The organism is Nonomuraea sp. NPDC003804, assembly GCF_040610675.1.
Classification (GTDB): domain Bacteria; phylum Actinomycetota; class Actinomycetes; order Streptosporangiales; family Streptosporangiaceae; genus Nonomuraea.
The window spans coordinates 1-1201 of sequence record NZ_JBEXMT010000120.1; the positions used below are offsets into that span (position 1 = coordinate 1).

Consider the following 1201-nt stretch of genomic DNA (forward strand, 5'->3'; position numbering starts at 1 on the left):
CCTTACGGCCGGCCGGTATGGCAGGGGGATGTACGATGCACGCGAATACCTGAAGTATTGCTTCCTCGCTGAGCGAGGCGGCAACGTGACTCGCTTGCGCCCAATTTCGCGGTGGGAAATACGGTTCGAGGGCCAAAGCCGATACGGTTTCCCGTATGTGAAGCGGAGGGGGCGGCAGCGCAGGCGCTGCTTGATCCTCTTCGTAATGCCAGAGGGCATATTCGACTGGTTCAACGGGTTGGCGAGGGTCGGGGGACGGAATTGCCTCGGCATGGATGCTGATATTGCACTGCGTTCTGCCATGGGACGCCAACTCGAGGCGCAACGCCAAAGCGTTGCTGGGTGCCTCCAGCGACGAAACCCGTATGTTGATGTTTTCGCCAGAATCGACAGGGGTACCGGCTCGAATCAATTGATCACGCAGCTCTCGAAGAATGTTTGCGCAAGCATCCTGCGGCTCCGGCAGTGCTCCCTGTGCTCGAAACCACAAACTGTTCGCACGCTCGTTACCCTCGCCGGCACCCGCAGAAACGGCTGTAGGTGTCGCGCCCCATGGAATGTCATCGGCAGTGAGCAGGGCGGTGATGAAACCCGCCGCAACGTTCGCGTTGTCGAGGTTACATCTAAACAATCGATACAACCGACGCATACCGAGGTCACGGTCACCGTATTGAATTTCAGCCAACGCCACCCTGCGGATAATCTTGGGCTCACCGCTTAGTTCCAGCGGGGCCTCGCCAAACGCGCTCCGGATTTCTGCCGGCCGCAAGGTCTGGAGTGCGACGCGATACCAAAACTCCCAGGCGCGAGCGTCGGTAGGACAACGGTCCCTTTGTCGCAAGGCCAGTGGCTTTAACCGGTGCCAATCATTCGCCTGCTGCGCGGCCAGGACTGCCATGCCGACGAAGGCGTCGTCCTCGAACCAATCTGCGGGAGCACTATCCATGATGGACCGAGCCTTCGCGCGGTAACCGCCTTTTGCGTATGCCTCCAGTAGGCGTGTTTGCAACCCACGACTGAGATTGACATTCGGAATCGATGTCAGCAGCGATATCGCCGCCTTGCAGTCCCCAAGCAGAGTAAGCGTATCGGCAGCCTGAATCTTCACAGGCTGAGCCGAGGTCGTCGTTACCAAAGCGACGAGCTTCTCTCCTAAAATCGCAGCTTTCTCCGGCCGTCCAATCGCCAGATAAATTCGGAC

General features: G+C 58.8%; 1 pseudogene. It reads right to left on the minus strand.

The annotated features are described in order from the left end of the window. Positions 1-1201: pseudogene (locus tag ABZX22_RS45205) on the minus strand (hypothetical protein); the annotation flags it as partial.